The following is a 22,312-nucleotide window of genomic DNA, read 5'->3' as shown; positions in this document are numbered from 1 at the left end:
TAGAGTCGAACTCATGCACTGGCTAATTTCATAAAGTCCTTTTTTTGTCAACTCCTAATACTGAACCGACGCTCTAGTCCTCACGGAAGTCTATCGTCAACAGCTATGGTTATTTGACAACAATAAACAGAGTATTGAGGATATAATAGTAAGTTTAAGTCAGCCCCACATTCGCCCAATAGTCAGAGGAAAAGCCGGAAAAAGCGTAGAGAGGCGAGCCAAACTATCAGCCAGTTGCTTTGAAGGGTATGTATTCTTAGACCGGATGAGCTGGGATAACTTTAACGAATCTGGGGACTTAAAAGCACTCTTTAGAAGCATATCATAGGATCACAGGATATTATCCAGAGTCAGTTCATGCAGATCGAATTTATCGAAATCGAGAAAACCGACCTTGGTGTAAAGAAAGAGGAATTAGAATCAGTGGCCATCCTTTAGGAATAGCTCCAGCAAATGTGAGTAAAGAAAAAAAGAGGCAAGCGTTGGAAGATGAGAGAATTCGCAACGCGATTGAGGGAAAATTCGGACAAGGTAAACGAAGATTCGGTCTGAATCGAGTGATGGCTAAACTTGATAATACATCTGGTAGCGTTATTGCAATTACTTTTTTGGTAATGAATCTTTCTACCTGGTGGCGCCGGGTTTTTTGTGTGTTTTTATGTCTGTTTGGAAAAAGAACACCTGTTTTGGAAGCGATGATAATCTTCCCTTCTAATAGGAGTGGATTAATACATAAAAGACTTATATTAAATCGAGCTTGAATATATCGATCGCTCCTGTTATTGGGAAAGCAATGAATTATTCAGCAAGCCCTAATTAGTCACTATAAAATTGACATAATTCCAAATCATGCACAAGTATTTTTTAGAGAATCTGCATCAACAATTGAGAATTATTTTGAGGGTATTTGCAACTACTGTCTTGATCGCACCACAAGTGGAGTCATGGAAGGAATCAACAATCGGATTAAGTTGATAATGGGGCAAGGGTATGGTTTTTCTAATTTTAATAATTTTAGGAATCGCGTAGCTTGCTTTTTTGATTAGATAAACTTGTAACCATAAGTTCAGGAGAGCCAGTTGAACGCCGCAAAATCTTTTCAAGAGTACCTTCAAAGCCTTCTACAATTATCCGATCGCCCAATTGAAACGGTTCGTGCCACAGCAACAATATTTCCGCTAAAAAGTATTTGAAGATGTCTGGGAACGGGAAACTAATCCCTACTGAACCAAGTCCTAACCAACTGATGATATCTGCAGGCTGCCAAGCTGGGAACGCAATCACGCAGGCCCTCAAACTGCCAGCCACCCAAGTGAGAGTGTCAAATAATTCAAGAATGCCACGCTAACACAAAAGATTGAGCTCGATCGCCCGACAAGAATGTTTGACTCTCACTGTGCGGGTGACTCCATCGACTAGCTCGCTAATCATTAAAACACAATCAAAATTTAAGATTAGCAGCGCCGACCCCGATCGAGTAAAATCACAGCACTTGCCCCCCGATGGGTTAATCTGCTAAAACTAACAAAGTTTGATGATTTCTGAGAAATAACATACATGGTTGCTACATCCGTCAAGATTAAACACGAAGTCAAAGACTTGTCCCTCGCCCCCTTGGGAAAGCAACGCATCGAGTGGGCCGGTCGGGAAATGCCCGTTTTGCGGCAAATTCAAGAACGCTTCGCTAAAGAAAAGCCTTTCGCTGGCATTCGCTTGGCTGCTTGCTGCCACGTAACCACAGAAACCGCTCATTTGGCAATCGCCATCAAACTCGGCGGTGGCGACGCCGTACTGATCGCCAGCAACCCCTTGAGCACTCAAGATGACGTAGCGGCTTGCTTAGTTCAAGACTACGGCATTTCCGTCTTCGCCCTCAAAGGAGAAGATGCGGCTACCTACGAACGTCACGTCTACACAGCCCTAGACCACCGCCCCAATATTATCATCGACGACGGCAGCGACGTGGTAGCGGCACTGATCCAACACCGCCCGAACCAAATTTCCGACTTGATCGGAACTACCGAAGAAACTACCACCGGCATCGTGCGCCTGCGGGCCATGTTGAAAGACGGCGTGCTGACTTTCCCCGCAATGAACGTCAACGACGCCGACACCAAGCACTTCTTCGACAACCGCTACGGTACCGGTCAATCTACCCTAGACGGCATTATCCGCGCTACCAATATTTTGTTAGCCGGTAAAAATATTGTGGTTGCAGGTTACGGTTGGTGCGGCAAAGGCACGGCACTGCGCGCCCGTGGTATGGGTGCTAACGTAATTGTCACCGAAATCGATCCGATTCGGGCGATCGAAGCAGTGATGGACGGTTTCCGCGTCATGCCGATGGACGAAGCAGCAACAGTCGGAGATATATTCATTACCGTTACCGGCAACAAACACGTCATTCGTGCCGAACATTTCGAGACAATGAAAGACGGCGCAATTGTTTGCAATTCCGGTCACTTCGACATTGAAATTGACCTCAAATCCCTCGGCGCAAAAAGCACCGACGTAAAAACAGTCCGGTCTTTCACTCAAGAATATCACCTCAATAATGGCAAGTCGGTTATTGTGTTGGGCGAAGGTCGTTTGATCAACTTGGCAGCAGCCGAAGGACACCCCAGTGCCGTGATGGATATGAGCTTTGCTAACCAAGCTTTAGCCTGCGAATATCTAGTTACGAACAAAGGCAAACTAGAGCCTGGTATTCACTCAATCCCCGTGGAAGTTGACAAAGAAATTGCCCGTCTCAAATTGGAAGCAATGGGTATTCACATTGATACTTTGACTGCCGAACAAATTGAGTACACAAACTCTTGGACTTCGGGCACTTAATCATAGTATTCTCGTTCCCGGGCTCGGCCTGGGAATGAATACAAGGAGGCTCTGCCTCCCTCAAGGGGAGTCGAGGCAGAGCCTCTAGATATGTGTTCCCAGGCACAGCCAGGGAACGAACAATGACTAATGACTAATGACTACTGACTTCTTCTTACCAAATTAGTGAATCAAAATGGTTGAATGGATAACTAACACAATGCAGTCGATGGGCTATCTCGGAATAGGGCTGTTGATGTTTTTAGAAAATCTTTTCCCCCCCATACCCTCAGAATTGATTATGCCGCTGGCAGGATTTACGGTATTCCAGAACAGAATGGAGTTTTCACCGGCGATCGCAGCAGGAGTAATCGGTACAGTTCTGGGGGCGCTTCCCTGGTACTATGCTGGTAAATTATTGAGCGAAGAACGCTTGAGGAATTTAGCCGACAAATACGGCAAGTGGATCACAGTATCGGGCGCCGATATTGACAAAGCAAATAGATGGTTTAACAGACACGGCAACAAAGCCGTGTTTTTGTGTCGCCTCGTACCGGGAGTTCGTACCCTAATTTCTCTGCCCGCTGGCATCAATAATATGCCTTTAATTCCTTTTTTAATCTACTCAACAGGCGGCACTCTTTTATGGGTAAGTTTTCTGACTTTTGCCGGATATAAACTCGGGGAAAATTATACACTTGTAGAGGATTATCTCGGCCCGGTTTCCAAAATAGTTGTGGTGATTATAGTCATCTGGTGTATTTTATGGATAGTGAAGAAGAATATGCAAAAAGAATAAAATCCTAGATAAATGCAGACATCCCCAAAAACATCTGCGTTTATCTGCGTCTATCTGCTATTATCTGCGGTTAAAAATCAAGTTATCAAAAATTTATACAAATATTTAGGATTGATTGAGGTTTAGGCAGACAATCGTGGCAAAATAGGGAACATTCCTATCCGCGCTGTTAAGATATGTACGAAAAAATTGTAGCCCCAACAACAGGTTCTAAAATTACTTTCAAAGACGGTTCGCCGATCGTCCCCAATGACCCGATTATTCCCTTCATTCGCGGCGACGGTACCGGCGTTGACTTGTGGCCAGCATCCCAGAAAGTCATGGATGCTGCGGTAGAAAAGGCTTACGGTGGCGATCGAAAAATCAACTGGTTTAAAATCTATGTAGGCGACGAAGCTTGCGATGTCTACGGTACTTACCAATATCTGCCCCAGGATTCCTTAGACGCGATCAAAGAATACGGAGTCGCCATCAAAGGGCCACTGACAACCCCAATCGGGGGCGGCATTCGATCGCTAAACGTAGCTTTGCGGCAAATTTTTGACCTTTACGCCTGCGTGCGACCCTGCAAATATTATGCTGGAACACCATCGCTACACAAAACTCCTGAGCTCCTAGACGTAATTATTTACCGGGAAAATACAGAAGATATTTACCTCGGAATTGAATGGGCAAAAGGCAGCGAAATCGGCAAAAAATTGATTGAATTCCTCAATAATGAGTTAATTCCAGCAACACCAGAACATGGCAAAAAACAAATTCGCCTCGATTCTGGCATCGGAATTAAACCCATTAGCAAAACAGGTTCTCAGCGTTTAGTACGGCGTGCCATTACCCACGCTTTGCGGTTGCCGAAAGATAAGCAGCAAGTGACTTTGGTGCACAAAGGCAACATCATGAAATATACTGAAGGAGCTTTCCGAGATTGGGGTTACGAATTAGCAACCACCGAATTTCGCCAACAGTGCGTAACTGAAAGAGAGTCTTGGATTCTGGGCAACAAAGAAAAAAATTCCGACATTAGCTTAGAAGATAATGCTCGCCAAATAGATCCGGGATACGATGCTTTGACCCCAGAAAAACAAGCCAAAATTCGTCAAGAAGTAGCCGACGTTCTGTTTGCAATTTGGGACAGTCACGGCAGTGGCCAGTGGAAAGAAAAAATCATGGTCAACGACCGAATTGCTGACAGTATTTTCCAACAAATTCAAACCCGACCGGCCGAGTATTCGATTTTGGCGACAATGAATCTAAACGGGGATTATTTGTCCGATGCGGCCGCCGCCATTGTGGGTGGATTGGGTATGGGCCCTGGTGCGAATATTGGTGATGAATGTGCAGTTTTTGAGGCCACTCACGGCACTGCACCGAAACACGCTGGTTTGGATAAAGTCAATCCCGGTTCCCTGATTTTGTCCGGGGTGATGATGTTAGAATACATGGGATGGCAGGAAGCAGCAGACTTGATTAAGAAGGGTTTGGGAGCGGCAATTTCTAATGGTGAAGTTACTTACGATTTGGCGAGGTTGATGGAGCCGCCGGTGCCTGAGTTGAAGTGTTCGGAGTTTGCTGAGGCGATTATTAAGCATTTCGCTGATTGAGTTTGAGGGCTTTTTTTGAACGGGCTAGAAGCCCGTTCCACAACCAGTAAACTTGCTTTGTAGGCCGTTGCTCCTAGCCCGCCCGCTGTTTATTAAGAACGGGCTAGAAGCCAGTTCCACAAAAGTCAACTTGCTTGTGGGCCGTTGCTCCTAGCCCGCCCGAAAATACAATTTACATGGGGGGTTTATAATGATGGAACAGCCATTCCGCGCTCAACTGCGGGACGTTTCTGCAAGGTTTCTACCCAACGTTTGAGGTGGGGGTGGTTGTCGAGGGTTAATCCTTGAAATTCGTAAATAGCAACCCAGGGATAGGTAGCAATGTCGGCAATAGAATAGTCGCCGCAGATATATTCATATTTTGCTAGTTGAGTGTCTAATACTCCGTAGAGGCGCAAGGTTTCTTTTTCGTAGCGCCCAATCGCATAGGGAATTTGTTCGGGTGCAAAGCGTTTGAAGTGGTTTAGCTGACCAAACATCGGGCCGACGCTGGCCATTTGAAACATCAGCCACTGCATAACTTGAAAGTATTTTTGTTTGTCTGTGGGCAGAAATTTACCGCTTTTTTCAGCAAGATAGATTAGAATAGCGCCCGACTCGAAGACGGTGATGCCGTTATCTCGATCGACTATCGCCGGAATTTTGCTGTTGGGGTTGATTGCGATGAACTCTGGGCTAAATTGGTCGTTTTTTGTGATGTCGATGACGTGCACGTTGTAGGGTAAACCTATTTCTTCGAGCATGATCGAGACTTTGCGACCGTTCGGTGTGGTAAAAGTGTAGAGGTCAATCATAGTTGTGATGTTAAGTTGAAAGTTGGCAAGGCAGGAAATAACCCGATATATTATCACAATTTGGACGAGAATTGCGAATTTTCGCTTTCTTGTGTTAAAATTATATTCTAATAATATAAAAATAACGATCGCTGGAAATGGACATTATTGAAATTCTCAAAGACGATTATCAAAGATTTCCCGATAATCAGACTTACAGCATCTATGCAAAAGATGTTTATTTTGAAGATCCGGTGAATCGATTTACAGGAGTCGATCGCTACCGCAAAATGATCGGGTTTATGGGGACTTTTTTTCAGGATGTAAATCTCGATTTGCACGGGATTTCGCAGTCGGGAGATACTATAGAAACTCGCTGGACTCTGAGCTGGATCGCACCGTTACCTTGGAAACCGAAAATGGCGATCGCCGGTAGGAGCGAACTGAAAATCAACAGCGACGGTTTAATTGTTTCTCACATCGATTACTGGAACTGTTCGCGGTTGGATGTTCTCAAACAGCTTGTATTTCCTGTGAAAACTGATGTTTGAGAATTTTTCTTAGGTTTTTTAGCAATAAAAAATGGTGTTTCAAGAGCGATCTCCCTTTTTTAACCGCAGATATTAGCAGATAAACACAGATGAACGCTGATGGATTTTTATTTGTTGCAATTTATATCTGAGATAAATAATTTTAACTGAGCTTGACATTGCAGCAATTTCGTGAATCACAGGAAATGCGCTGTGTTCAGCCGTGGGCGATCGCCCCAATTAATTCCCCCAGCGAATTAATTTTTGTTACATAACGTTACAATATAAGAGTAAACTACTTTCAGGCGAGCTAAACAATCAATGCGCTTAATATTAATGACTGGAAAAGGCGGCGTCGGCAAAACCTCCGTAGCCGCTGCGACTGGGCTGCGATGTGCCGAATTGGGATACAAAACCCTAGTGCTGAGTACAGATCCGGCTCACTCCTTAGCCGACAGCTTTGACATGGAACTCGGACACGATTCGCGGTTGGTGAAACCGAATTTGTGGGGAGCCGAATTAGACGCTCTCAGGGAATTAGAAGGCAATTGGGGAGCAGTTAAGCGCTACATTACTCAAGTTTTGCGTGCCCAGGGGCTCGAAGGCGTGCAAGCTGAAGAATTAGCCATCTTGCCAGGAATGGATGAAATCTTCGGTTTAGTGCGAATGAAGCGGCATTACGACGAAGGCGAATTTGATGTTTTAATTATCGATTCTGCTCCGACTGGCACAGCATTGAGACTGCTAAGTTTGCCGGAAGTTGGCGGCTGGTACATGAGAAAATTTTACAAGCCACTGCAAGGCATATCCGCCGCCCTTCGACCTTTAGTTGAACCTATTTTTAGACCAATTGCGGGTTTTTCTTTACCAGACAAAGAGGTGATGGATGCACCTTACGAATTTTACGAACAAATCGAAGCTTTGGAAAAGGTTTTAACTGACAATACTGTCACTTCGGTAAGGTTAGTTACTAATCCAGAAAAAATGGTAATTAAAGAGTCTCTGCGCGCTCATGCCTATTTGAGTTTGTACAATGTAGCTACTGATTTAGTAGTAGCTAACCGGATTATTCCCGCAGAAGTAACTGACCCATTTTTCAAACGGTGGAAAGAAAGCCAGGAGCAGTACCGTCAGGAAATTCACTCAGATTTCATGCCGTTGCCCGTTAAAGAAGTACCGCTTTATTCCGAAGAAATGTGCGGTTTGCCCGCTTTGGAACGGTTGAAAGAAACGCTTTACAAAGACGAAGACCCAAGTCAAGTTTATTACAAAGAAAATACGATTAAGATCGTGCAGGAAAACAATCAATATAGTCTTGAACTGTATTTGCCCGGAATTGCTAAGGATCAAATCCAGTTGAGCAAAACCGGAGATGAGTTGAATGTTCGGATTGGGAATCACCGCCGTAATTTGGTGTTGCCGCAAGCTTTAGCGGCGCTGCAACCTTCGGGGGCGAAGATGGAGGATGATTATTTGAAGATTAAGTTTGCTTAACAAGACTTACGCACTATCAACCTAAAAAACCCGGTTTCCCCCTTGAGATAGTGAGGCATAAACCGGGTTTTTGACCTCGCGTGCAGGTATCGATCGCCTTTTTGTACTGCGGGCTAGATACAATTAACATGATTTAGCATGAACGACTTCCTTTAATGCCTCATCAATCACTTCATCGCTGACTCCTCGACGCTTCAAACTTGCTACTAAGGCTGTCACTGTCTCGCTCTCAAATCGTTCTAAATCAACGCGCAAACCTTGACCGATATAAGCACGAATTAATGGTTGATAACCCGAAAAACCCAACAATGGTGCAACTTTCTTTAGGTCTTCCACAACATCTTCTGGCATACGGATCGTTACGCTAGTCATTGGACGGTTTCGATCTAATCGCTGCTTTAATGCTTCAATCTTCATACTCTGCCCTCTCCTGATGAGTTGCTTTACGTGCTGAAATAATCCGAATGACATTTTCTTCACGCTCAATGTGAACCACATACAGTAGATTCCACCGACTATCTAGCCCAATCACAGCATCACGCGCTTCCTGATTGCGGCTGGCATCAACGACAACTAGAAATGGGTCAAAGAAGGATTCAGCAGCTTGTTGAAAAGTAACCCCATCATGATTTGTGGGATTGATCCGCGCTTTTGAGTCGTCCCATACGAAGGTAATGCCATTGAGCACGAAGTATACATTCATGCTCCCTAGTATAGGTAAAATGTATTTACAATGTCAATACGTTATTCACAAAAAACGATCGTTTTCAAACTACTGCCAAAGCCTGTGATGCTTGTTGAGGCCTTTCAATTGTGTTTCTGCATAAATATTTCAAAGTCAACTAGATCCACTAACCCATAACCATTCTCAGAGAACCGATATTCTCCTCGTTCGAGTGCATCTGCAAAGGTTTCCAGATAAACTCGAAAATTAGGTGCAATAAGCCCTCTAGTAGGCTCCTGCCACTCTACAATAATGACTTGTCCAACATTTCCGCCTGCTGCTGGGGCTAAATCTACGCATTCGCAAGCACCATTGCTTTCGTTGGTGAATGGAATCCAATTCGGGTTCCACCAACCGTTCCAGATTCCTTCAAAAATGTTTTCACGATCGCACCTAAAATTATCGTCTGAACAATTCTGCCATTTTTCAGATATTTCGATCGCGCTTTGGAGAGAGAGGAGCTCCAATTGGGGGAATAGGGAATAAGATTCTTCATCCTGACCGTTATGCACGCGGTAAGACAGCTTAAAATCTTCGGGAAACTCTACACCAAAGAATGCTTCTGCTCGATAAATCTCCTCATCAGTAGCGCCGGGCCTGAGACTTTTCAGCACTTGAGGTGCATTGGCGGCGAGCCAATTATCAATTTTTTCCCAAATTATTTTCATGAGAAAACCTCCGAAGCCTGTTGGTTTAAGTGCAGTTCATTTTCGCGATACTTCCGCAACATCCTGCCCTGACTGTAGGCAAGAATTGGGAAGGTATCGAAACAGTTCGTTGCGCGGTCATTTGCACTTCACTTTTCAATACGCTCAAGTTCCTCTCGTACAACTCTTCGCAGAGTTTCTTCCAAAGGATCACAGCTTTGCTGAATATATTGACGTAACGCTTCATTAATTAAGGTTTGGTAGTTTCCTCCATCTGCTAAATGAACTTGCTCGCGAAATCACGCTACAACCTCATCATCTAACGAGATTGCGAGCCGAGTTTTCCCAGGTAATGTTGGATCGCTCGCCCCTCGCTTACCCTGACTAAAATCATACTCTGTTTCCATAACTTTCCTCATCGTACTGCCGAGCGTTATGCTGGCTTTGCTACGAATGCAGGATAGGTTTTGTGTGCATCTGCATAAATCCTAAGTGCTACAGACATTTGCTGTTGGGCAGTTTCTCCTTGTGCCTGAAACCAAGCAAATGTTTCAGGATCTACTTGAACTGGCATAGTAATAGCCGACTGAGGCATTCGTAATTGCGCTCTAGTAAAGAACTCCTCCGATAGTGGTGGACTATCGGAAGTATCGATATCTTCATCGCTCATTGCGTCGATTCTAGCCCAGTCGGTTTTTGAGGTATTGTTCATAGCGTCTGCGTTCATAAGACAGTGACTTTCGTAATGAGATAATGCGAACTGTTTCCCGATCGGGTTCCGTGTAGACAACAACTACAACTCGTCCCTTAAGTAAACCAATACCGATACATCGATCTTCACCATAATCCTCTCGCTCATCTAATTCGACAACCATCGGTAGGTTGAAGATACGAAAAGCATCAGCGAAGTCAAACCCATGCTTTGCAAGGTTGCTTTGGTTTTTACGATCGTCCCACTCAAACTTCATGAACTTAAATCTAGCACATGAGCCAAGTTTAGAACAAAAGTACCAATATTTGACCACCTAGCAGAATTAAAATGCGATCGCCCTCACTTACCTTAACTAAAATCATACTCTGCTTTCATGACTATTCCTCTCCCTCTTCTTTCCCATCCTCTGTGCTCTCTGCGGCCTCTGCTTTTCCTTCAATCTTTCCTAGATTCAACTCAATCTTTTTCTGCTGACGTTCCGAGGCAGCTTTTTGCAGCATTTTCAACCTTTCTGGGTCAGCATTCGATCGCCAAAACAACGTATGATCCTTAATTTTAACGCAGTTTTCCTCCAAACACTTCACCCACTCCCGATGCTTTTTAACTACGCCACGATCTAGAATCCCTAACTTTTCTTCTTGGCGGGTGAGTTTCGCAAACTTGTCGTAATGGGGATAACTAGCAGTAACAAAAGCTTCTTTTCTAACTAAAATTGGCGGATTATAGACATCAGAAAAGTCTTGATAGCTGACCGAAAGATCGCGCAAATGTATGTGCATAGCCGTGTGGAGGGCGGGATGTGGGTTAGTGTCAAAATCGGGATAAAATAAATAGGAAATTTGAGGTTTGCGAGCGTAAAATTTGATGATTGTCGCACCGTCAAGCCTGCCAATTGTGCGGTTAGCGCAGCCTTCGTACAGACGCAGCAAAGGGTCTAGTTCTTCTAATGCAGAGACGTGAACTGAAAGGGAACCGGGCTGTTTGTAGCCGATCGCACTATCTTCGCAACAGTCAGCCACAATATCAGGTTTTCCCAAACTATATAGCATTAAATCAGCCAAAGTGCAAGCTTTTTGATAATTGTCAAACAAACCTTTGATGTCGTTGCGGATTTGAGCCGGGAGTCGGCGCATTGAAGGCCGCTCTCCCAAACCGTTGAGAGCGAGATATACTAGCAAATCCTGGCGGCGCTTGTCGGCGATTCTCTCCCAATCATCCGCATCCGTTGCTTGCAAAATCACCCTCCAAGCGCGATTAAAACTGTGAAATTCCCCCTTAATCGCCGATTCTTCCGCTAGTTCGCCTTTAACAGGAAGCCGGCCTCGATCGCTCACAAAAGCCATCAAAGGAGCCAACATTTCCGCATAATCCTCAAACCGCTTCACTTGCGATCGCACCCTGGGAGTCGATAAGTGCGATCGAAACCGAGAAGCGCGAAAACCTTCACCCTCTGCAGCATCCCGAAACACAAAATAAATCCCCAAAGCCACAGGAATCGCATCAACATTCAAAACTTGGTCAATATAAACCTTCAACTCCTCTTGTTCGTAATACTTCTGAAAAGTATTCCGAGAAGTAATCACCCCATCCCCATAAGCAATTTGACCTCTATCGCTATCATCAATCAAAACCTGAGCCGCCACAACTAATAAATTCTTAGTTAATTCCCAAGCATTCAGCAACGCTTCTCGGCGTTCCGCCAAAGATTCAATGACATTAATCACATAACCAATATTCACAATATCAGCACAAATTCGCGGAGTATCCGGCTGATAGTATGGGTCCCAACCAGAAATAGCATAACCCTCTTGTGCAATATATTTAACATCCCCGCCGTAACCGCAACCGTAATCAAAAAAAGTCGCCCCGTCCCTCGCTAAATCAGCTTCTAAAACCAGACGCAGAGGTTTAGAAAGCGAGTTGCGTACCATTGCAGCTTTGTGTCGCTCGATCTTAGGAATTGATAGCTCACTATTCTCCTGTTTCAAACGCTCGACAACAGTATGATCTTGGATTTCTACACCGCAATATCCCAAATATTTGAGCCAACCCTCGCGAGTGCCGATCACGCTAGTGTTGTCAAGCAGCCCCCACTTTTCCTCGGTGCGAGTCAGCCTCGCAAACTTTTCGTAATTGGGATAATTGGCAGCTACAAAAGTTTCCTTACGGTGCAAAACAGGAGGATTTTCGCTGTTGCTGTAATCGAAATATTTAACTTCCCCTGTTGCTAGATTAATTTGGATGCTGGTTTGCAAAGCAGGATGAGCGTCAGTATCGAAATCAGGATAAAAAAGATAAGATATTTTAGGTTGATGGAGCAAAAATTTCACTAAAGTTGCTTCATCAATATTTTCGAGAGTGTGTCTGGCACAATTTTCGTAGATACCGAGGACAGGGTGGAGTGTCTGCAAAGCCGAAACGTGAACGTAAAAAGCCGTCGGTAATTTTTTTCCCACCTTGCTTTCGCGACAGCAGCGAGCCACTTTTGCTAGGAGATTGTCAACACATAAATTATTGTTTTCATCTTGCGGGTACGGCACAACATTTACAGAATCTTGCTCAGAGATAGCCTCGTTTTCATACAATAAAACTTCCCGAGCAAAAACCCTCAAAGGCGTTAGCATTTTTTCATCATTTTTTAATGAATTGCTATCTAAAATAGTGTTTGTACTGGTATCGTAATTCATAGCTAAATTAATTATTATTTTTAATTAACCGCAGAGAACGCAGAGAACACGGAGTGACGAAAGAAAGAAACAAAATTTTCCTAGATTTTTTCTATTTAGGATGCACACTCCGTACCGTACCGCTCTATTTCTTAGTCTCTTAGAGAGAAACTTCGTTTTTGTAATGGCGATTTTAATTGCCGACTAGGAGCAACTATGATCGAGTAATATATTAACCAAACATTCGCGTTTCCACAAATTCTTGAACCCTGGCTAAATGACTGAACAAACTTACTAATATGTTCTCAACCCTCTCAATATTTAACAATTCCACATCTGGTGATTCAGATTGAAAGCTTCGCGCTTGATGCTCCAATTGTGCGGCCAAATCCGACATCAGAGCAACTCCCACATTAGCAGAAGTTCCTTTGAGACGGTGGGCTTGATATTCCACAGCTTGCCAATCTTTAGCTTCTACGGCTATTTTGGCAGCAGCTACATCAGCTTGCGCGCCTGCCACAAAAGCTTGCAAAAGTCGCTCTGGCAATTTAATATTAACTCGTCCGAGTTGCTCCAATCTGCTCTTGTCGAACAGTCCGTCGTAGTCTATATGTTCCCAAGTTTGATGTGCGATCGCCCTTGGTGTCGGCAGAGCCACAACCTGCGCTTTTTCCATAACTTCTGTATAATTTGTTGCTAATTGAGATTTATTTGCCGAATTTATACTTTTAACTCCATACTTATTGTCACCCTGAACATTTAGGGCTTCATACTTTTTCAGAGCCGCCGCCAAAGCATCTAAATCTACAGGTTTACTGAGATAATCATCCATCCCCGCTGCCAGACACTTTTCTCGTTCCCCCGGCATAGCATGAGCCGTTAAAGCCATCACAAAAGTATGCCGATCTCTTCCTTCAATTTGCCTCAACTTTTGCGCCGTTTTGTAACCATCAAGTACCGGCATTTGACAGTCCATCAGCACTAAATCATAGCTTTTTTTTGCCAGCAAATCCAGCGCTTCTTGACCGTTGACCACGCAGTCAGCTTGATAGCCTAAAACTGCCAACTGTTCGACAAGAACTTGTTGATTGATTGGGTGGTCTTCCGCCACCAAAATCCTTAGCGATGACAGCGAATTGGGAGTAACATATGGAGAATTAACTGGTGGCAACTTGTAAGTATTAGCAGCCTCCACTCTCCCAAAATCTCCCGTTCCCTTCACCGGCGCCTGCAAAGCCTCAAGCAGGCGGCTTGGTCGCACCGGCTCGATCAAATATCCGTTAAAACCTCGACTGCAAAGCGATTCAGCCTTCGGCTGTTCCCGCAAAGCAGTCATGGCGATTAACGAGCCAACTGCCGAGGTCGATCGCACTTTCCTAGCAAATTCCTCCGCATCCAACTCCGGCATTTGCAAGTCCACAAGCACCACATCCCAGCTTTTTCCCCCCTCTCCCGAATACTGAGAAATCCCGCCCTGGGCATTTGGAAACCAATTCCAAGCCTCAGCAGCAGTTTCTGCCTCATCGCAGCGGGCACCCCAACTTTGAGCGAGCGAGCGCACCGCTGCCCTTCTCAAAGCGCTTCCAGAGACTACTAACAGTTTCTTGCCCGCTAGTTCGGGATCATGAGGCTCAACTGGCAACTGTTTTTCCAAAGGTACAGTAAACCAAAAAGTAGCACCACTGCCTAGCAAACTGCGAACTCCAATGTCCCCTCCCATCATCTCCACTAACTGCTTACAAATAGCCAAACCCAAACCCGTCCCGCCGTAAGGCCTAGTAGGAGAATCGTCTACCTGAGAAAAAGATTGGAACAACTTTGTTTGCCCTTCTGCCGAAATTCCAATGCCAGTATCTCGGACGGAAAATAGCAATCTTGCCCCTTGTCTACCCTCTGCCAGTCGGTTGCCTTGTTTCACCGTTACGTGAACTAAAACTTGACCGCGATCCGTAAACTTTATGGCATTACCCGTCAAATTCAGCAAAACTTGCTTCAATCTGCCCGAGTCGCCTACCAACTTTCTGGGCACTGAACTGTCAACTAAAATATTCAATTCAAGACCTTTTTCTTCAGCCAAATGCGCTATGATTTCTATCACCGACTCAACGCAAGTATCCAAATCAAAATTAGCCTTTTCCAGCCGCATCTCTCCAGCTTCAATCTTAGAGAAATCGAGAATATCATTAATAACATTTAGCAAATGTTCAGCACTGCGGTAAATCGTCTGAGCACAGCCCCGCTGTTTCTGTTCCAGAGGAGCGCGCAGCATCAATTGAGCCATTGCCAAAACCCCATTCATCGGAGTGCGAATTTCGTGACTCATGTTCGCCAAGAATTGGGACTTCACCCGACTAGCTTCTAAGGCAGTTTCCCGCGCTTCCACCAACTCATTAATCTTGTCGGCAACCATCACAATTCCCCCTACTTTACCGTCTGGATTGTACCAAGGGTGAGCGGCCCAGCGCAGGTAGATAACAGAGCCGCCTGCTCGTTCCCAAGCATCTTCGCTCACAGAAACTACCTTGCCTTGGAGCACTTCTTGGTACATTACTTTCCAGCGATTCGGCGTATCTGGAAACAATTCGTAATGGCTGAGATTATTCAGGGACGGCAAGCCCAAATTAAATTGACTAACCCATTTTTTAGAGTTAGCCATATAGCGCATTTGTGTATCGAACATCGCCATTGCTACAGGCACGCAAGTAATAATTTGTCTCAGTTGCTGCCGTTCCCTTTCCACAGCATCTTCCGCCTGTTTCCGCTCAGTAATATCGCTAATCATGCCGGCCATTCGCAGCGGTTTTCCTTGGGAATTGCGCTGAGCTTTTCCCTGAGAAGTGCAGTAGCGGTAAACACCGTTCGAGTGCAGCAGCCGAAATTCTACATTGTAGTCTATTTCGTGTTCCAAGTGAGCGGCGATCGCCGCGACAATTCCCTCCTTGTCATCGGGGTGCAGGCGGTTATATAGAGCTTCCATAGTCCTGCCAAATTGCTTGCGCGACAAACCGATAATTTCCAAAAGGCGATCGTTCCAATAAACCTCATTTTTACTTAAATCCCAATCCCAAATTCCGTCGTTCACTCCCTCTAAAACTAACCTGTATCGTTCTTCACTTTCCTTGAGCTTTTGACTGGTATGAAACGCCTGATATTCGGCACGGTAAACGCGCATCGCATTGGATAAGCTGCGGGACAAACTATCTGGAGAAAGCTTATTTTTAGCGATATAATCTGAAGCTCCTGCCTTCATCAATTCCACAGCAATTTGTTCGTCGCCTTGACCTGTGAGTACAATTAAGGGAACTTTCAGTCCAGCTTCTCGTAGATCTTTTACCAAACTCAGTCCGTCTCCGTCCGGCAATCCGTAGTCGAGGAATACGCAGTCAAATTTGCACTCAAATATTTGATTTAATAGCAGCCCCTGTTCTGTCTCCTCAAGCTCGCTTAAAGGTTGAGATTTATTTTGTTGGGAGAGTTTCGCGGTAGCCTGCGTAGAATTTTTGCTGACCGAGAGTTGGACCAGGGCATCCGCGCAGTCTTCTGCCTCAGTAACTTCTGCCGAAACACCAGCGGACTTGAGCGAGCGTTTGATCGCCATTCGATCTACTGCATCGTCATCAACTATCAGAATTGTGAGAATTTTGTCCATAAAAACCGAATTGTGGATTACTCCGAAAAAGCTGCTGTCGAGAAAAAGGAATTCAAACAACTGCATCGCTGAAAAATCATAAATTCCCCTTGAAAAAAAATATTCAAATTTCCCTATTTTAGGGAATTTCGCTCAGCATCCAGTATTTGTTTAGGGTAGCCATCACTTCCACAAAGTTAGAAAAAGTAACAGGTTTAAGAATATAGCCCGCTACATTCAAATTATAAGCTTTTACTTTATCTCTATCTTCATTAGAAGTTGTGAGGACGATTACCGGAATCGACCTCAAACATTCATCTAGTCGCAATTGTTGCAAAAACTCGATCCCGCTCATTCTCGGCATATTCAAGTCCAGCAAAATCAACCGGCGCGCTTTAGGCATGGGAGGATCTATTTTTCCTTCTCCACGTAATATGGCTAGAGCTTCTAATCCATTGGCAGCAATGTAGAGGGGGTTGACGATGTTATTTTTTTTGAAAGCTCGCCGGACGTTCATCACATCAACCTCATCATCTTCTACCAAGAGAATATGAATTTTTTTGTCTTGCATAAATCAGCCATTTTCTAGATGTTTTTTAAGCGCCCGTCTCGTTTGCGAGGTTTTTTCAGCACGGATCGCGAACCCAGCAGGTTTAATATCTATTGTCCTTTGTCAAGAATCATTTATGCCGGGGTCGATGACAGTATCTACCTGCAGGCGTACTTGCCCGTCATTCGATTTGAGATTTGAGATTTGAGATTTGGGATTGACCCGACGGATAAATGCGGGGGCTTGAGGATTTGAGATTTGAGATTTGGGATTGATTCCACGGATAAATCCGGGGGCTTGTACCATCAAGAAATTCTTGGTCAGAGCATGAGCGGTGCAGCGGAGATCCAAAAACTCGCCAATAACACCCGATCGAGCTACGGTAAAATCTAAAACTCATCTACATTATTATTAATCGCCATGTCAGCCGATCGCAAACTCTACGAAGGCAAAGCCAAAATCCTCTACTCCACCGAAGACAACGAAATTTTGCTGACCCACTTCAAAGACGACGCCACAGCCTTTAACGCCCAAAAACGCGGCAGCATCGTCGGCAAAGGCGAAATCAACTGCGCCGTATCCGCCCACCTGTTTCGGATGCTAGAAGCCAAAGGCATTCCCACCCACTTCATCGACACGCCGGCCCCCAACGAAATGCGAGTCTGTCGCGTCCAAATCTTGCCATTGGAAGTCGTAGTCAGAAACATTGCCGCCGGCAGTCTGTGCAAGCAAACCGGACTCGCTCTCGGCACAATAGTCAATCCGCCGCTGGTGGAGTTTTATTACAAAAACGACGATTTGGGAGACCCGCTGCTGACCCGCGACAGGCTGCTGCTAATGCAACTAGCCACCCCCGAACAAATAGACCAACTAGAAATCGCCGCCCGCGAAATTAACGAAATACTCAAAGAATTTTTCAGCCAGTGCGGCATCACCCTGGTAGACTTCAAACTAGAATTCGGTATCGACCAACATCAAAATCTGATCCTCGCCGACGAAATCAGTCCCGACACCTGCCGCCTCTGGGACAACGCAGAAGCCGACCCCGACGCCCGTGTTATGGACAAAGACCGATTCCGCCGCGACTTAGGATCGGTAGAAACCGCTTACCAGCAAGTTCTCCAACGCGTTCTCGCTCAGAAAGTCTAGAGGCCTTGGTAATGCGCTAGAATTGCACAGTTTGTCACCCTTCTGCTTTCGATGTCAGCAATCAGCGGTCAACAGTCATCAATTAGCGGTCAGCGCGAAATTCCACCGACTTATATAACTAATGACTAATGACTAATGACTAATGACTAATGTGGTGTGTGGATTGCCCAAAAAAGTGAACAAAAATGCGTTTATCTGCTGTATTGGTGGCAGTTTTTACTGCCTCAGCAACATTCGGGTTATCAAATTCTGCTTCCGGCCAAACATCCTACTCTGAATCAGCAGAGGAAGCTTTGGCTGCCGCCCGGCCCGCCCCGTCGATCGAATTACCCGATCGCCCCATTCCAGAATTAACCCAAAACCCTCCTCAAAACCGCAAAGCCGCTAAAACCGGCAAAGGGGAAGCCCTAAAAATAGCTCAGGCCCCTGCCAGAGGAGAACCCAACGACCAACCCCCAGATCGAGTCACAGAACCGCCTTCGCCGGTTTCACCTCTGATCCTTCAACTCAAACCCGAGCTAGCATCCAACCCCTCCCCCGCCTCTAGCAGCCAAAACGCCCTGCCAGACGCGCAACAGGACAGTTCGCTCCCCCCCGAGGAATCGGCTGTAACGCCCGCCTGGATCGCAGCAGAGCTAGGGAAACCAGAGGAACCAGGGACGATCGCTCAAAACGCCCAAGTTCCGACAATACCGGCCCCGACCAGGCCGCCCGCTAACACCGTTCCCCCATTGCCACCTAGCCCAGCACCGCAGCCGAGACAAACCCCCGCACCCGCCGGGGCGGCAGAACCGCAAGTGCTAGTTGCAGAAGTGACAGTCACCGGGGCGACGGACGACCTGGAAAGCGAAATTTACCGAGTCATCAGCACCCAACCGGGACGCACGACCAACCGCAGCCAACTGCAACAAGACATCAACGCCATTTTTGCCACAGGCTTTTTCAGAAACGTGCGGGCAGTACCGGAAGACACCCCGTTGGGCGTCCGGGTAACTTTTATTGTGCAGCCAAATCCGGTGCTGCGGGGAGTGACAATCACCGGTCAGCAAGTGCTGCCCCAAAGCGTAATTGACGAAAGCTTCCGCGATCAATACGGCAAAATTCTCAACCTTCGCCGCTTTGAAGAGGGAGTGAAAAAAATTAATGCGTGGTATCAAGAGAACGGCTATGTTTTGGGCCAAATCACTGATGCCCCGCAAGTAGCAGACGACGGCACTGTCACCCTGGTAGTGGCAGAAGGCCAGATCGAATCCGTTGATGTCCGCTTCCTGAACAAGGAGGGAGAGGCAACAGATGCCACGGGTCAGCCGATCGGAGGCAACACCCGTCAGTTTGTCATCACCCGCGAAGTAGAACTCAAGCCCGGAGACATCTTTAACCGCACTAAGGCGGAAAGGGATTTGAGACGGGTGTTTGGTTTGGGAATTTTTGAAGACGTGCGACTTGCCTTGGAACCGGGAACGACTGACCCCCGCAAGGCAAGAGTAATTGTCAACGTCATTGAGAAAAATACCGGTTCTCTGGCGGCTGGTGCGGGTTTGAGTTCCGCGACGGGTTTATTCGGTACGCTGAGTTACCAGCAGCAAAACTTGAGAGGTAGGAACCAGAAATTGGGGGCTGAAATACAAATCGGGGAACGCCAAACCCTGTTTGACCTGAGTTTTACCGACCCCTGGATTGCGGGCGATCCTTACCGGACTTCTTATACGATTAATGCGTTTAGAAGACGATCGATCAGCGTGATTTTTGACGGTGGCGAACGGGAAGTTAGATTGCCCAACGACGATCGACCCCGCGTCGTCCGCACCGGTGCCGGTATCAATTTCACCCGTCCCCTGGATCGGAATCCTTTTGCGGATTCTGAGTGGACAGCTTCAGTCGGCTTGCAGTACCAGCGAGTCTCAATTACCGATCGCAAAGGCAGGCGCGAGTCCGAGGACGAACTCGGCAACCTGTTGAGTTTTAGCGATTCGGGATCGGATGACTTGACAACTTTGCAAGCAGGTGTTGTGCGCGATCGGCGCAACGACCCCCTCCGCCCCACTAGCGGTTCCCTGCTCCGGTTTGGGATGGAACAATCGATTCCTGTAGGTTCCGGCAGCATCCTGTTAAACCGCCTGCGGGCCAGCTACAGCTTGTACCTACCAGTCAAGTACACTAACTTTACCCCCGGCCCTCAAACCCTGGCATTCAGTTTTAGAGGCGGCACCGTATTCGGAGATTTGCCTCCCTACGAAGCCTTTGCCTTGGGGGGCGCCAACTCGGTGCGCGGATACGACGAAGGCGACATGGGAGCCGGCCGCAGTTTCCTAGAAGCCAGCGTTGAGTACCGTTTCCCGATTATTTCGTTTATCGGCGGAGCGCTATTTTTGGATGCTGGCACTGACTTGGGCACGGGCAAAGATGTGCCGGGCGACCCGGCCGGTATCCGCGAAAAGCCCGGTAGCGGTTACGGTTACGGCCTCGGCGTGCGGGTTCAATCTCCTTTAGGGCCGATCCGCATCGATTACGGTATCAACGACACGGGCGACAATCAAATTCACTTTGGAATTGGTGAGCGATTCTAAGTTGACAGTTGACAGTTGGCAGTTGGCAGTTGGCAGTTGGCAGTTGGCAGTTGGCAGTTGACTACTGACGGTTGACAGTTGACTACTGACTACTAACTAATGACTACTAACTAATGACTAATGACTATTCAACGTACCTTAAAATCTGAATTTGAACTGTCGGGAATCGGTTTGCACAGCGGCGAACAAACTCGCGTCCGAGTTTTGCCTGCTGCGGTTGGGGAAGGTCGCTATTTTGTCAGAATTGACTTGCCCGGTGCTCCGATAATTCCAGCAAAAATTGAGGCCGTTTGTCAGACGGCACTTTCAACGGAACTCGCAGGTATAGATGCTCACATTCGCACTGTAGAGCATCTATTAGCCGCTTTGGCGGGGATGGGAGCGGATAATGCTCGAATTGAGGTTGATGGGCCGGAAGTGCCTCTGCTGGACGGTTCAGCCCAGGTTTGGGTAGAGGCGATCGCCCATACCGGCTTAGTTCCTCAAGAATCGAAGCAAACCCCCACTTCCTCCTTTGTCGTTAGTGAGCCAATTTGGGTGCGCCACGGGGATGCTTTTGCAGCGGCTTTACCGTCAGCCGAAACTCGATTTAGTTACGGAATTGATTTTGAGGAACAGGCGATCGGCAATCAATGGTACAGTTGGTCGCCAGAGGCAGAAAGTTTTGCGACGGCGATCGCCCCAGCCCGCACTTTTGGACTTGCTCGCCAAGTTGACCAATTGCGACAAGCAGGTTTGATCAAAGGTGGTACCCTAGAGAACGCCCTAGTTTGCGATCAATCCGGCTGGCTCAACCCGCCTTTGAGATTTGCCAACGAACCAGTGCGCCATAAAATCCTAGACTTAGTAGGCGACCTCAGTCTGCTCGGAACTTGGCCAAAAGCTCACTACTTGGCTTACAAAGCCAGTCACAACCTGCACGTCCAACTCGCCCAAGCCCTGAAATCGGAAGCTCTAGCTACCCTAGATAAAAGTTAGGAAAAAACAAGGTGATCTTCTGTTAAGATTGCATCTTCCTTCTGACTTCTGCCTTCTGCCATACCACACTCAAAATTCTTCAAGAAATGTCTACGCTGACTGAAGTTAACACCCTCAATACTGCTAATTCTGAATCCGTCTCCACCAAAAACGGTGAAGATTCTCCAGCGGTTAAATCTACTTTTACTCTCGAAGAAGTTCAGAAATTATTGCCTCATCGCTATCCTTTTGCACTGGTTGACAAGATTGTTGATTACGTGCCGTCCGAGAAGGCTGTAGGAATTAAAAATGTGACTTTCAACGAACCACATTTTCAAGGGCATTTCCCCGGACGGCCGATTATGCCTGGAGTATTAATTGTCGAAGCGATGGCTCAAGTTGGCGGTATTGTTCTGGCTCAGTTGCCCGACATCAAGCAAGGATTGTGGATGTTTACCGGAATTGATCAAGTCAAGTTCCGTCGTCAGGTTGTACCGGGCGATCAGTTGCTGATGACTGTAGAATTGCTGTGGGTAAAACGCCGTCGCTTCGCAAAAATGCAGGCTCTGGCTGAAGTAGACGGACAAAAAGTGTGTGAAGGGGAATTGACGTTTTCGATGGTAGATTAAATTGGGGAATTGGTAACTGGTAATTGGTAATTTATAACTAAGAACAGTCAACAGACAACAGCCAACAGTCAA

The 22,312-nt window shown here is 46.4% G+C and carries 21 protein-coding genes and 1 pseudogene; 11 read left to right on the top strand and 11 right to left on the bottom strand.

Translation table 11 applies throughout. The annotated features are described in order from the left end of the window. Positions 1–73: 73 nt before the first annotated feature. Positions 74–761 (top strand): annotated as a pseudogene (locus QUA90_RS23735) (transposase); the annotation flags it as partial. Between the two features lie 36 nt (positions 762–797). Continuing rightward, the gene (locus QUA90_RS30520; RefSeq protein WP_445300138.1) at positions 798–1,046 is read left to right on the top strand and encodes a transposase; all 249 of its coding nucleotides are present in this window, start codon (positions 798–800) and stop codon (positions 1,044–1,046) included. On the opposite strand, the gene QUA90_RS23725 is transcribed toward QUA90_RS30520, so the two are convergent. Further along, positions 1,015–1,284 carry a mechanosensitive ion channel domain-containing protein gene (locus tag QUA90_RS23725; protein WP_333326597.1) on the bottom strand — a complete coding sequence of 90 codons (270 nt, stop codon included), beginning with the start codon at positions 1,282–1,284 and terminating at the stop codon, positions 1,015–1,017. The two genes, QUA90_RS30520 and QUA90_RS23725, sit on opposite strands and share 32 nt — an antisense overlap. Positions 1,285–1,557: 273 nt before the next feature. Between QUA90_RS23725 and ahcY the strand changes: the two genes are divergently transcribed. The 3 genes from ahcY to QUA90_RS23710 all read left to right on the top strand — a co-directional run bounded on the left by ahcY (position 1,558) and on the right by QUA90_RS23710 (position 5,214). Further along, positions 1,558–2,835: an adenosylhomocysteinase gene (ahcY, locus tag QUA90_RS23720; protein ID WP_333082580.1), complete on the top strand. Its 1,278-nt coding sequence runs from the start codon at positions 1,558–1,560 to the stop codon at positions 2,833–2,835. A gap of 175 nt (positions 2,836–3,010) precedes the next feature. Further along, positions 3,011–3,613 (top strand): DedA family protein, encoded by a 603-nt coding sequence (locus QUA90_RS23715; protein ID WP_333082578.1) that lies wholly within the window; start codon positions 3,011–3,013, stop codon positions 3,611–3,613. 176 nt (positions 3,614–3,789) lie between these two features. Beyond that, positions 3,790–5,214, top strand: coding sequence for an NADP-dependent isocitrate dehydrogenase (locus QUA90_RS23710; protein ID WP_333326601.1), 1,425 nt, complete (start codon positions 3,790–3,792; stop codon positions 5,212–5,214). A 185-nt stretch (positions 5,215–5,399) separates the two neighbouring features. On the opposite strand, the gene QUA90_RS23705 is transcribed toward QUA90_RS23710, so the two are convergent. Further along, positions 5,400–6,008, bottom strand: coding sequence for a glutathione S-transferase N-terminal domain-containing protein (locus QUA90_RS23705; protein ID WP_333326603.1), 609 nt, complete (start codon positions 6,006–6,008; stop codon positions 5,400–5,402). 137 nt (positions 6,009–6,145) lie between these two features. Here QUA90_RS23705 and QUA90_RS23700 point away from each other — a divergent pair, with 137 nt between their 5' ends. Together QUA90_RS23700 and QUA90_RS23695 are read left to right on the top strand one after the other, a co-directional pair. After that, positions 6,146–6,538 carry a DUF2358 domain-containing protein gene (locus QUA90_RS23700; RefSeq protein ID WP_333448080.1) on the top strand — a complete coding sequence of 131 codons (393 nt, stop codon included), beginning with the start codon at positions 6,146–6,148 and terminating at the stop codon, positions 6,536–6,538. Between the two features lie 300 nt (positions 6,539–6,838). After that, the gene (locus QUA90_RS23695) at positions 6,839–8,011 is read left to right on the top strand and encodes a TRC40/GET3/ArsA family transport-energizing ATPase (protein ID WP_333190745.1); all 1,173 of its coding nucleotides are present in this window, start codon (positions 6,839–6,841) and stop codon (positions 8,009–8,011) included. Positions 8,012–8,134: 123 nt separating this feature from the next. Here QUA90_RS23695 and QUA90_RS23690 read toward each other — a convergent pair whose 3' ends face one another. The 9 genes from QUA90_RS23690 to QUA90_RS23650 form a co-directional block, all read right to left on the bottom strand. Then, positions 8,135–8,383, bottom strand: a complete 249-nt coding sequence (locus tag QUA90_RS23690) for a hypothetical protein (protein WP_333448079.1) — start codon at positions 8,381–8,383, stop codon at positions 8,135–8,137. 34 nt (positions 8,384–8,417) lie between these two features. Beyond that, a complete protein-coding gene (locus tag QUA90_RS23685) occupies positions 8,418–8,714 on the bottom strand; it encodes a BrnT family toxin (protein WP_333448078.1) in 297 nt (98 codons plus the stop codon). A gap of 104 nt (positions 8,715–8,818) precedes the next feature. Further along, positions 8,819–9,403, bottom strand: a complete 585-nt coding sequence (locus QUA90_RS23680) for an SMI1/KNR4 family protein (protein ID WP_333448077.1) — start codon at positions 9,401–9,403, stop codon at positions 8,819–8,821. A gap of 412 nt (positions 9,404–9,815) precedes the next feature. Then, the gene (locus QUA90_RS23675) at positions 9,816–10,109 is read right to left on the bottom strand and encodes a BrnA antitoxin family protein (RefSeq protein WP_333380572.1); all 294 of its coding nucleotides are present in this window, start codon (positions 10,107–10,109) and stop codon (positions 9,816–9,818) included. Next, positions 10,063–10,350 carry a BrnT family toxin gene (locus QUA90_RS23670; RefSeq protein WP_333448076.1) on the bottom strand — a complete coding sequence of 96 codons (288 nt, stop codon included), beginning with the start codon at positions 10,348–10,350 and terminating at the stop codon, positions 10,063–10,065. The genes QUA90_RS23675 and QUA90_RS23670 overlap by 47 nt, the downstream gene beginning before the upstream one ends. 121 nt (positions 10,351–10,471) lie before the next feature. Beyond that, positions 10,472–12,781 (bottom strand): DNA phosphorothioation-associated putative methyltransferase, encoded by a 2,310-nt coding sequence (locus QUA90_RS23665; protein ID WP_333448075.1) that lies wholly within the window; start codon positions 12,779–12,781, stop codon positions 10,472–10,474. A gap of 211 nt (positions 12,782–12,992) precedes the next feature. Further along, positions 12,993–16,409, bottom strand: coding sequence for a response regulator (locus tag QUA90_RS23660; RefSeq protein WP_333448074.1), 3,417 nt, complete (start codon positions 16,407–16,409; stop codon positions 12,993–12,995). A 118-nt stretch (positions 16,410–16,527) separates the two neighbouring features. Beyond that, a complete protein-coding gene (locus QUA90_RS23655; protein ID WP_333326615.1) occupies positions 16,528–16,959 on the bottom strand; it encodes a response regulator in 432 nt (143 codons plus the stop codon). Positions 16,960–17,061: 102 nt separating this feature from the next. Then, the gene (locus tag QUA90_RS23650; RefSeq protein WP_333448073.1) at positions 17,062–17,244 is read right to left on the bottom strand and encodes a hypothetical protein; all 183 of its coding nucleotides are present in this window, start codon (positions 17,242–17,244) and stop codon (positions 17,062–17,064) included. Between the two features lie 114 nt (positions 17,245–17,358). Here QUA90_RS23650 and purC point away from each other — a divergent pair, with 114 nt between their 5' ends. From purC to fabZ, 4 genes are all read left to right on the top strand, one after another. Then, the gene (gene purC, locus QUA90_RS23645; RefSeq protein ID WP_333448072.1) at positions 17,359–18,087 is read left to right on the top strand and encodes a phosphoribosylaminoimidazolesuccinocarboxamide synthase; all 729 of its coding nucleotides are present in this window, start codon (positions 17,359–17,361) and stop codon (positions 18,085–18,087) included. A gap of 185 nt (positions 18,088–18,272) precedes the next feature. Next, complete coding sequence (locus QUA90_RS23640) at positions 18,273–20,654, top strand: BamA/TamA family outer membrane protein (RefSeq protein ID WP_333448070.1); 2,382 nt, start codon at positions 18,273–18,275, stop codon at positions 20,652–20,654. A gap of 120 nt (positions 20,655–20,774) precedes the next feature. Continuing rightward, positions 20,775–21,632, top strand: coding sequence for a UDP-3-O-acyl-N-acetylglucosamine deacetylase (gene lpxC / locus QUA90_RS23635; protein WP_333448068.1), 858 nt, complete (start codon positions 20,775–20,777; stop codon positions 21,630–21,632). Between the two features lie 86 nt (positions 21,633–21,718). Continuing rightward, entirely contained in the window at positions 21,719–22,240 is a 522-nt protein-coding gene (gene fabZ / locus QUA90_RS23630; RefSeq protein WP_333163518.1) for a 3-hydroxyacyl-ACP dehydratase FabZ, read from the top strand. Positions 22,241–22,312: the final 72 nt, after the last annotated feature.

It is taken from the genome of Microcoleus sp. D3_18_C4 (genome assembly GCF_036702355.1).
GTDB lineage: Bacteria > Cyanobacteriota > Cyanobacteriia > Cyanobacteriales > Microcoleaceae > Microcoleus.
The sequence above is the reverse complement of the archived record's forward strand: the minus strand, read 5'-3'. Positions and strand labels throughout refer to the sequence as shown.

Bases quoted from the DNA above. Each gene is read 5' to 3' on its own strand.
- lpxC (WP_333448068.1), top strand. From the start codon at position 20,775: ATGACTATTCAACGTACCTTAAAATCTGAATTTGAACTGTCGGGAATC.
- QUA90_RS23690 (WP_333448079.1), bottom strand. From the start codon at position 8,383: ATGACTAGCGTAACGATCCGTATGCCAGAAGATGTTGTGGAAGACCTA.
- QUA90_RS23670 (WP_333448076.1), bottom strand. From the start codon at position 10,350: ATGAAGTTTGAGTGGGACGATCGTAAAAACCAAAGCAACCTTGCAAAG.
- QUA90_RS23665 (WP_333448075.1), bottom strand. From the start codon at position 12,781: ATGAATTACGATACCAGTACAAACACTATTTTAGATAGCAATTCATTA.
- QUA90_RS23655 (WP_333326615.1), bottom strand. From the start codon at position 16,959: ATGCAAGACAAAAAAATTCATATTCTCTTGGTAGAAGATGATGAGGTT.
- QUA90_RS23710 (WP_333326601.1), top strand. From the start codon at position 3,790: ATGTACGAAAAAATTGTAGCCCCAACAACAGGTTCTAAAATTACTTTC.
- QUA90_RS23660 (WP_333448074.1), bottom strand. From the start codon at position 16,409: ATGGACAAAATTCTCACAATTCTGATAGTTGATGACGATGCAGTAGAT.
- QUA90_RS23695 (WP_333190745.1), top strand. From the start codon at position 6,839: ATGCGCTTAATATTAATGACTGGAAAAGGCGGCGTCGGCAAAACCTCC.
- QUA90_RS23640 (WP_333448070.1), top strand. From the start codon at position 18,273: ATGCGTTTATCTGCTGTATTGGTGGCAGTTTTTACTGCCTCAGCAACA.
- ahcY (WP_333082580.1), top strand. From the start codon at position 1,558: ATGGTTGCTACATCCGTCAAGATTAAACACGAAGTCAAAGACTTGTCC.
- QUA90_RS23680 (WP_333448077.1), bottom strand. From the start codon at position 9,403: ATGAAAATAATTTGGGAAAAAATTGATAATTGGCTCGCCGCCAATGCA.
- QUA90_RS23705 (WP_333326603.1), bottom strand. From the start codon at position 6,008: ATGATTGACCTCTACACTTTTACCACACCGAACGGTCGCAAAGTCTCG.
- QUA90_RS23650 (WP_333448073.1), bottom strand. From the start codon at position 17,244: ATGGTACAAGCCCCCGGATTTATCCGTGGAATCAATCCCAAATCTCAA.
- purC (WP_333448072.1), top strand. From the start codon at position 17,359: ATGTCAGCCGATCGCAAACTCTACGAAGGCAAAGCCAAAATCCTCTAC.
- QUA90_RS23715 (WP_333082578.1), top strand. From the start codon at position 3,011: ATGGTTGAATGGATAACTAACACAATGCAGTCGATGGGCTATCTCGGA.
- fabZ (WP_333163518.1), top strand. From the start codon at position 21,719: ATGTCTACGCTGACTGAAGTTAACACCCTCAATACTGCTAATTCTGAA.
- QUA90_RS23675 (WP_333380572.1), bottom strand. From the start codon at position 10,109: ATGAACGCAGACGCTATGAACAATACCTCAAAAACCGACTGGGCTAGA.
- QUA90_RS23685 (WP_333448078.1), bottom strand. From the start codon at position 8,714: ATGAATGTATACTTCGTGCTCAATGGCATTACCTTCGTATGGGACGAC.
- QUA90_RS23700 (WP_333448080.1), top strand. From the start codon at position 6,146: ATGGACATTATTGAAATTCTCAAAGACGATTATCAAAGATTTCCCGAT.